Annotated in this window: 7 protein-coding genes and 1 pseudogene; all 8 read right to left on the reverse strand. The window is 43.6% G+C overall.

Annotated features, from left to right (window positions below):
* Positions 1-38 precede the first annotated feature (38 nt).
* The 8 genes and pseudogenes from AC5FEC_RS02115 to AC5FEC_RS02150 all read right to left on the reverse strand — a co-directional run bounded on the left by AC5FEC_RS02115 (position 39) and on the right by AC5FEC_RS02150 (position 7,782).
* Complete coding sequence (locus AC5FEC_RS02115) at positions 39-2,690, reverse strand: valine--tRNA ligase (protein ID WP_493661153.1); 2,652 nt, start codon at positions 2,688-2,690, stop codon at positions 39-41.
* Positions 2,691-2,702: 12 nt separating this feature from the next.
* Positions 2,703-3,665, reverse strand: coding sequence for a ribosome-binding factor A (locus AC5FEC_RS02120; protein WP_493661154.1), 963 nt, complete (start codon positions 3,663-3,665; stop codon positions 2,703-2,705).
* Positions 3,662-3,817, reverse strand: a pseudogene (locus tag AC5FEC_RS02125) (GNAT family N-acetyltransferase); the annotation flags it as partial. The gene AC5FEC_RS02120 and the pseudogene AC5FEC_RS02125, both read right to left, overlap by 4 nt.
* 24 nt (positions 3,818-3,841) lie before the next feature.
* On the reverse strand, positions 3,842-5,083 hold the full coding sequence (locus AC5FEC_RS02130) for a helix-hairpin-helix domain-containing protein (protein ID WP_493661155.1): 1,242 nt from the start codon (positions 5,081-5,083) through the stop codon (positions 3,842-3,844).
* Entirely contained in the window at positions 5,076-5,645 is a 570-nt protein-coding gene (locus tag AC5FEC_RS02135) for a GNAT family N-acetyltransferase (protein ID WP_493661156.1), read from the reverse strand. The genes AC5FEC_RS02130 and AC5FEC_RS02135 overlap by 8 nt, the downstream gene beginning before the upstream one ends.
* Before the next feature lie 261 nt (positions 5,646-5,906).
* The gene (locus AC5FEC_RS02140; RefSeq protein ID WP_304948223.1) at positions 5,907-6,161 is read right to left on the reverse strand and encodes a DUF1912 family protein; all 255 of its coding nucleotides are present in this window, start codon (positions 6,159-6,161) and stop codon (positions 5,907-5,909) included.
* A 26-nt stretch (positions 6,162-6,187) separates the two neighbouring features.
* Entirely contained in the window at positions 6,188-7,549 is a 1,362-nt protein-coding gene (locus AC5FEC_RS02145) for a DUF438 domain-containing protein (protein WP_493661157.1), read from the reverse strand.
* Positions 7,550-7,551: 2 nt separating this feature from the next.
* A complete protein-coding gene (locus tag AC5FEC_RS02150; RefSeq protein WP_015605542.1) occupies positions 7,552-7,782 on the reverse strand; it encodes a DUF1858 domain-containing protein in 231 nt (76 codons plus the stop codon).
* Positions 7,783-8,201: the final 419 nt, after the last annotated feature.

The following is an 8,201-nucleotide window of genomic DNA, read 5'->3' on the forward strand; positions in this document are numbered from 1 at the left end:
TATACCAAAAAACACGGCATTCAGCCGTGTTTCTATGTTTATTTAACCAACTTCTTCATCTCATCAATCCGTGCCACAGTCGCATCGTACTTGGCTTGGTAGTCGGCTTGTTTGTCGCGTTCTTTTTGGACGACTTCTGGTTTGGCGTTAGCCACGAAGCGCTCGTTAGAGAGTTTCTTGCCGACCATATCCAGTTCTTTCTGCCATTTAGCTAGTTCCTTGTCGAGGCGAGCCAGTTCTTCCTCGATATTGAGGAGGTCTGCCAGCGGCAGATAGATTTCTGCTCCTGTGATAATGCTAGACATAACCAACTCTGGCACAGCAAGGTCTGCTGCGATTTCCAGATGCTCTGGATTGGTGAAGCGCTTGATGTAGTTGACATTATCCTTGAAGAAAGTTTCCAGCGCGCTGTCTGTCGTCTTAATCAAGATGGTAATCGGCTTGCTTGGTGCCACATTGACCTCAGCTCTGCTATTGCGCACCGAACGGATCAGATCCTTGAGGGCTTCCACGCCAGCTGCTGCCTCGGCATTTTCAAACTCTGGACGAACTACTGGATAATCCGCTGTCACAATGGTGCCTTCTGAGATTTGACCAAAGATTTCCTCGGTCACGAAAGGCATGATTGGGTGAAGCAGGCGCAGGATTTGGTCTAGCGTGTAGAGGAGAACAGAACGTGTGATGACTTTCTCTTCTTCGTTATCGCTATAAAGGACTTCCTTGGTCAACTCAACGTACCAGTCCGCAAACTCATCCCAGATAAAGTTGTAGAGGATATGGCCAGCCACACCAAACTCAAACTTGTCGAAGTTCTCAGTCACCTTGCCAATGGTTTCATTGAGGTTGTGGAGAATCCAGCGGTCAGTAACATTACCAGCTTGACCAGCCGCCACCTGAGTGACATTCTCACGCGCAGCATCCAGCGTCAAACCTTCGTTGTTCATGAGGATATAGCGGGAAATATTCCAGATTTTGTTGATGAAGTTCCAAGAAGCATCCATCTTTTCATAGCTGAAGCGGACATCTTGACCAGGGGCAGAGCCGTTTGAAAGGAACCAACGAAGAGCATCAGCACCGTATTTGTCAATAACATCCATTGGGTCAATCCCGTTTCCAAGAGACTTGGACATCTTACGTCCTTGCTCGTCACGTATGAGACCGTGGATAAGAACATTTTGGAATGGCTGACGACCCGTGAATTCCAAAGATTGGAAGATCATGCGAGACACCCAGAAGAAGATGATGTCGTAACCTGTTACCAAGGTTGAAGTTGGGAAGTAGCGTTTGAAGTCTTCTGAGTCCACATCAGGCCAGCCCATGGTTGAGAATGGCCAAAGGGCAGAACTGAACCAAGTATCCAAGACGTCTTCGTCCTGAGTCCATCCGTCACCTTCTGGAGCTTCTTCACCGATGTACATTTCACCCTCAGCATTGTACCAAGCAGGGATTTGGTGCCCCCACCAGAGCTGACGAGAGATAACCCAGTCGTGAACATTTTCCATCCATTGGAGGAAGGTATCGTTGAAACGAGGTGGGTAGAATTCAACTTTGTCTTCTGTATCTTGGTTGGCAATCGCATTTTTCGCCAATTGGTCCATCTTGACGAACCATTGCGTAGACAAGCGAGGTTCAACCACAACACCTGTACGCTCAGAGTGACCAACACTGTGGACACGTTTTTCGATTTTAACAAGGGCACCGATTTCTTCCAACTTGGCAACGACCGCCTTACGAGCTTCAAAACGGTCCATACCTGCAAACTCGAAGGCAAGCTCGTTCATAGTTCCGTCGTCGTTCATCACGTTAACTTGTAGCAAGTTGTGACGTTGACCAACCAAGAAGTCGTTTGGATCATGGGCAGGCGTGATTTTCACGACACCTGTACCAAACTCAGGGTCTGCGTGTTCGTCGGCAACGATTGGGATCAGTTTATTAGCGATTGGAAGGATGACATGTTTGCCAATCAAGTCCTTGTAGCGTGGGTCTTCTGGATTAACCGCAACGGCAACGTCCCCAAACATGGTCTCAGGACGAGTTGTCGCCACTTCAAGGGCGCGTGAACCATCCTCCAGCATATAGTTCATGTGGTAGAAGGCACCTTCCACATCCTTGTGGATAACCTCAATATCAGACAGGGCTGTGCGAGCAGCTGGATCCCAGTTGATGATAAACTCACCGCGGTAGATCCAGCCTTTCTTGTAAAGGTCCACAAAGACCTTGCGAACAGCTTTTGACAAACCTTCGTCAAGAGTGAAACGCTCACGAGAGTAGTCGACAGAGAGCCCCATCTTGCCCCACTGCTCCTTGATGGTCGTCGCATATTCGTCTTTCCATTCCCAGACCTTGTCAAGGAATTTCTCACGACCGAGGTCATAACGGGAAACGCCTTGCTCCCGCAAGCGCTCCTCAACCTTAGCCTGAGTGGCAATTCCAGCGTGGTCCATCCCAGGCAACCAAAGCGTATCAAAACCTTGCATCCGTTTTTGACGGATGATGATATCCTGAAGAGTCGTATCCCAAGCGTGACCAAGGTGGAGTTTCCCAGTCACGTTTGGTGGTGGAATCACAATCGAATAAGGCTTAGCCTTTTGATCGCCTGAAGGCTTGAAAACATCCGCATCAAGCCATTTTTGATAACGACCAGCTTCAACCTCGGCTGGATTGTATTTAGGTGAAAGTTCTTTAGACATGTGTGTTCTCCTTTAATTACTTTTATTGACAATTTTAACCAAACCAATTTTTGAAAGTTCAATATAAATCTCTTCAATTTCAGCAAATGCTGCAAGTGGTGACATAGTATAATTTCCAGGATTATATTTGAGATCGTACTTGCTTATCTTTGAAATATAATACCTAGAGTGTTTCAATTTTAATGATTCCAACTTTGACTTAATATCTACTAATGTATTATGGTTTAACTTCAAAAACAACTTATTATAATTACCATAGAGCTCTGTGAGAGCATTAAAGTATTCTTTCACTAGAGCTATAGCATCAATCTTAGATGTTTCTTGGTTTAGTTTTATCAACTCCGCTTTCAATTTTTTCCATTTAAAGTTGGAATTTAAAAGATAATCTAAATCAATATAGAAATCTATTATAACAGTTTCATCATCTGGGCTAACAGCTTTTACTTCATTTATTGGTAAGTCAATATGTTGTGAATAATTCCTCAAAGAATGACAAAATCGATAAGCAAAGTTCGTATCATACTGATGGTTTGCAAAACTATGTATGCAATCAAATTCCTCACTATCCTTGGAATATTTTTGTTTGATTTGATTTTCATTAAAATCGACAAACAATTTTCCACTGGATAACAAATGAATCATGAAACGATTCACGTCTGCCTCTTCAATTTTCAATTCCTTTGACTCAAGTTTATTCTTAATACTTAAAAAATCCGAGACATCTGAAATAAACAATTCGAACATATTCTTGATTTTTTGAAAATCCTTTTGAATCTCAAAAATTTGGTTCGAGACTGACATTATTTCCTTGGTTGGTTCAATATCAGAGATGACAATACGTTTTTCATTGTTGTTAATTTCTAAATAAGCTAATCGCTCGATAATATCACTATCATTTAATTCAGCGTACTCCACATCAATTTGACGTAACTGTTCCTCAGATAAAGAGCTTACTTCCTCTTTTACATCGTTCATCTTATTCCCTCCCACTCACTCCTCAGCAAGCCATACCTCAAATCATCACAGCGATTGCCTTGGGCATCTTTGCGGTCCCGGATGCGAACTTCAAGGGTAAAGCCAAGTTTCTCAGCGACTCGTTGAATTTGAAAATTACAATCAAAACAAGATTCCCTCATTCATTCAAAAAGCGATTAATTCGCTTTTTTAAACTTCACGCCATTTTCTTTTAGTTTTTTGACCGTAGCAGGCCCAATTCCTTTTAAAGCTAGGACTTCTTTTTCTGTCCAATCTTTGAAATCAGCTGATGTACAGATTCCATTATTTACGAAAATTCGAGCATAATCCATTCGAATATCGTTCATTTCTGGTTCTGCCACAAAAGAAAACAAGCCAGTTAGCTCAATAAAGCCTTCTTCTAGTCCATAAGGAAAGGCAAAGTGCTCCTCATCATCCAATTTTTTCGCTTCATTTGCCAAAAACTGTGTCACAATGATGTTTCTTTCTAAAAAATCCAAAAGTGGATAGAGACTCGCCATCAATGACTCATTTGTGTTTGGGTAGTAATATTCTTGCTCCCCTATATCAAACACTTGAAAATACCAGTCTTCTTCAGCAAAGAAGGCAATCGCTTCAGCGTTAATCTCAGCTAACTTTGCAAATAATTTTCTCGCTTCCTCTAGTTTTCCTCGCAAGAAAGCAGCAATAATAGCATGTACCAATATAGTATCATTGCATTTCCCTTTATTCCGTCCGTCTTGATAGAAGCGCTCGACCTTTATCTCCTGACCAGTCATATGATACAAGGAAAGCATGCAGAAAACAAAGTTGGGCGGAAAACGTTCTGGTCGCTTACTCAAGTACAGATCAACTATTCCCAAGGCTTTATAATAACAACCTTCCGCCATATAATATTCAATCAGGAACATCAGTGCAGCTAGGATAGGCCGTGCTTCAAAATAATTCCAATTGTTATAGCCGTTGATTTTCCATTTTTCTAAGACCAGAGTTTCAAATTCTAAGACTTTTTCAAAGGACGGCAAATCAAAGTCTTCAACCTCTGATACAAATAGATGAAACTCCGCTGCAAAATAATCTGGATTGAGCTTTAACACTTGTTTCAGCAGTTTATTTCTATTCTGTTTATTTTTAGTATACATCGCTTCTCTAAATAAAGCATGATCCTGATGCCAATCAAAAGTTCCTGTTTTTAATTGGTAATTAATTTCCTGAATATTCGGATAGTCACCATACTCATCAGCATATTGCATAATTGCTGTGTGTTGCTCATCAAAGTTTTGGATTCTACGCCGCTCAACTAAGATTGGTTTGTGGGCCATTGCTTCTGTCCACGCAGCCTCTTCTTCAGAAATGACTTTGATTGCCAATTTCTGCTGACGTCTTAATTCTTTTTTACGATTTTTCTTTTTAGCCATCTTTTCTATCCTCCCACTCACTCCTCAGCAAGCCATATATTAGACTGTCACAGCGGTTGCTTTGGGCATCTTTGCGGTCCCGGATGCAAGCTTCAAGGGTAAAGCCAAGTTTCTCAGCGACTCGTTGACTTTGGACATTGTAGCCAAAACAAGTCAGCTCAATCTTGTGAAGACCTAAATCTTTAAAGCCTAGATCAATCAAAGCACGTGCTGCTTCTGGCACATAACCTCGCCCCCAATAGTCTGGGTGCAAGGTATAGCCAATCTCTAACACATCATCTTCATGCCGATGGTTAAAATCAACAGAGCCAACAATTTTATCCGTTCCTTTGACGACAATCCCGTAGCCTGCTGGGAGATTCTCCTTTTGATTGCGCTCGGGAAGGATATGCTCCAGATAATAAATCTCATCTTCCAAGGTCTTGACGGGTGGAAAGCCTGCAGGGTAGGAGACTTCTGGCCGACTGGCATAGTCAAAGATATCCACGGCATCAGCCACTGTACGGACTCGCAAGACGAGACGTTCCGTTTCTAATCGATTTGGTAATCGTGCTTGCTCCATCTTCCCACCTCTCTTTCCATAAAAAATCGCCCTTGCCATATTTATGACAGGGACGAATGTGTTTATCCGCGGTACCACCCAATTTCGGGCAAGGCCCGCAACTTTCGTCTTTAAAATAAAAAGACAATATTATTTCATTTCTCATCTCATCAGCAACCAGCTTTGACACATTTGTGGACTTCTCAGCGCCGCCACTTTCTGTAAAATGCTTGACTCAAAACACCTCTGATGAACTTATTCTATCACCTTTCCAGCGAAAAATCAATAATTTCTCTCACCCAAAAGTCCATCTGGCAGATCGTGAAATCCTTTGCCCGCCTGATAGTTGGCAAATTTCCCTAAAAGGAACTGGTAGGCATCTAGACGACTTTCATAGCGAATAGCCGCTTCCTTTGCCCGCTCGTCTCGGTCCGACTCGTAGACTGCCTGACTCTCCTTGAGGGCCATCTCGTTAATCATGACCTGAGTCTTGACCCAAGCTTCAAACTCCTGTAAAAATTCCTGTTCGTACCTCATTTTTCTCACTTTCTAACTGCAAATAGCTAGTCCAAATCTCGGTAAAAATCACTGTCAATATCACGGAAGGGCTGAATGTCCTGCACATACTCCAGCACTCCCTGAAATTCACCAGCCTCATCCCACACTGCTGCATAAGTCACATGGACAAACTTGCCTCGCGATTCCGACTTGAACCACATCTCGAACTTGTCCCGCTCTCCCTCGCGTAGAGCCTTGAAAATCCGCCGCACCTTGTCCAAAAACTTGGGCGGGTGGCAGAGCTCGACATTGCGCCCTATCTGGGAAGGCGTCCGCTTGAAAATCATCTCATCCGCCGGCACACTGTCATTATAATACTGGAAAATATCGTCCTTATTGACAAAGGTAATCTCCATGGGCAGATGGTCCAAAATCAGATTGGCCTCCGCCACTGACAGATAGCCATGGCCAAAAGGCTGCTGGGAGTCCCGATTAAAGGCTTGCTCCTTCTTTTCCTTAGGCTTAAAGGAAATAGTGACCTGACCATCCGGCGTATCAATGACCTGCTGAAATCTGCCATCACTAGTCTGTTCTCTACTGGCTGGCGCTTCGCTTCCTTCATCAGCAGCAGCCCCAGCTTCCTCCTCCGAGAATGAGTGTCGCGCAGGAATCCATTTCTCCGTCGGCTTGATGATGGCATAGCCATAAGCATCGCTCTCCTCAGCAATCTTGAGCCAGTCATCCTGAGTAAAGGATTCGAGGAGAATCATGAGAAGGATGGATTCTTCCTTAAAAATCATAGCTTCAAACTCAGCTGCAAAGGTCTCAAACTTGTCCTTGACTTCTTCAATCGAAGTATCCGGCAGCTGCTCTGCAGCAGTCTTAGCCTCTTGGAAAAGGTCTCGAATCTGGTCATCTACCCCCCACATGACCTTGGGCGGAGAATCATGGCCATAGCTCTCCATGATAGGAAACATGAGCTCTTCCTTACGCTGATAGTGGTTATCAAACTGCCCCACCAAACCCAGCTGGCGCTGGAGTCCCTTGCGGATTTCAGGTAGAAGTTCCTCATCTTCTGTGCTTTCATAGGTGGATAGAAGCCTTCGAACCCGCATAAGGGCAGCCCTCAGCGCTAGATTTTCCTGCTTGAAGACCTGAACCGGATGGCCTGGATGGTCGGTATCAGCCACCTCCACATCCTTAATGGCACCTTTAAAGAGGTTGGCATGGACATTGCAGAGGGACATGACATCTTCGAAGGTCACTCCCGTATCCGAGTTCATCAGCTCATGCTCCATCAGGCTGATTTCGATAGCGGACACACCAGCAAAATGCTCGTTGAAAAGCTCCTGAACAGATTCTGCCGAAGCTCCGTTATGTAGGTCCAGCAAGATTGACTTGAGGACTTCAATGCGTTCAGTAGCCATGCCTAAATCCCCACCACTTCATAGCCGTTTAATTCCAGAGTTTGCTTGATTTTATTCAGGTCAATGCCATTCATGGCAGCTCCTTTTTTGATAGAAACCACGCGCCCGACTGTATTGCGCATGACAGGATTGGCCAGAGGCTTAAAGCCCAACTCGACCAAAACATCCAAAACCTCGGGCTGCTTTTCAATCACTTCTGCCACTGGGATAGACAAATCAATCACGTTATCCATATTCCCTACCTCCGTGTATTTTTTATTATTATATCACAAAAGATGCGTCCAATAAAAATCCTTCCCACACTTGCTCAAATTCGATCTTAGAGAATATAACAAATTCTAATAAACTATAAGTTATTGTTATAAGGACACTAATAAACGGAGTTTCACAAGAAAAAGCTAGTCCTATCAAGGATTCCTGAGATTATTTTCACAAACCCCTGCCTTTTGCCAGTCTACGGCTTTCTTGAAAACGCTTTATCAAGATCCTCCAAAACACTGAAATCAAGCTATAAGCCTCTAACTCAAAAGAGAGTGGGACAGACAGCCATGACGACATAGCCGTCACCCACAGAAATACGAAAATAAAGAAAACAGCCCTCATTTAGAAGTATAATATAAGTGAGGGCTTTGTGGTTGATAATTTCTTGAAT

The organism is Streptococcus sp. STC1396 (genome assembly GCF_058933875.1).

Coding starts and splice junctions, on each gene's coding strand:
- AC5FEC_RS02115 (WP_493661153.1), bottom strand. CDS start 2,690: ATGTCTAAAGAACTTTCACCTAAATACAATCCAGCCGAGGTTGAAGCT.
- AC5FEC_RS02120 (WP_493661154.1), bottom strand. CDS start 3,665: ATGAACGATGTAAAAGAGGAAGTAAGCTCTTTATCTGAGGAACAGTTA.
- AC5FEC_RS02130 (WP_493661155.1), bottom strand. CDS start 5,083: ATGGCTAAAAAGAAAAATCGTAAAAAAGAATTAAGACGTCAGCAGAAA.
- AC5FEC_RS02135 (WP_493661156.1), bottom strand. CDS start 5,645: ATGGAGCAAGCACGATTACCAAATCGATTAGAAACGGAACGTCTCGTC.
- AC5FEC_RS02140 (WP_304948223.1), bottom strand. CDS start 6,161: ATGAGGTACGAACAGGAATTTTTACAGGAGTTTGAAGCTTGGGTCAAG.
- AC5FEC_RS02145 (WP_493661157.1), bottom strand. CDS start 7,549: ATGGCTACTGAACGCATTGAAGTCCTCAAGTCAATCTTGCTGGACCTA.
- AC5FEC_RS02150 (WP_015605542.1), bottom strand. CDS start 7,782: ATGGATAACGTGATTGATTTGTCTATCCCAGTGGCAGAAGTGATTGAA.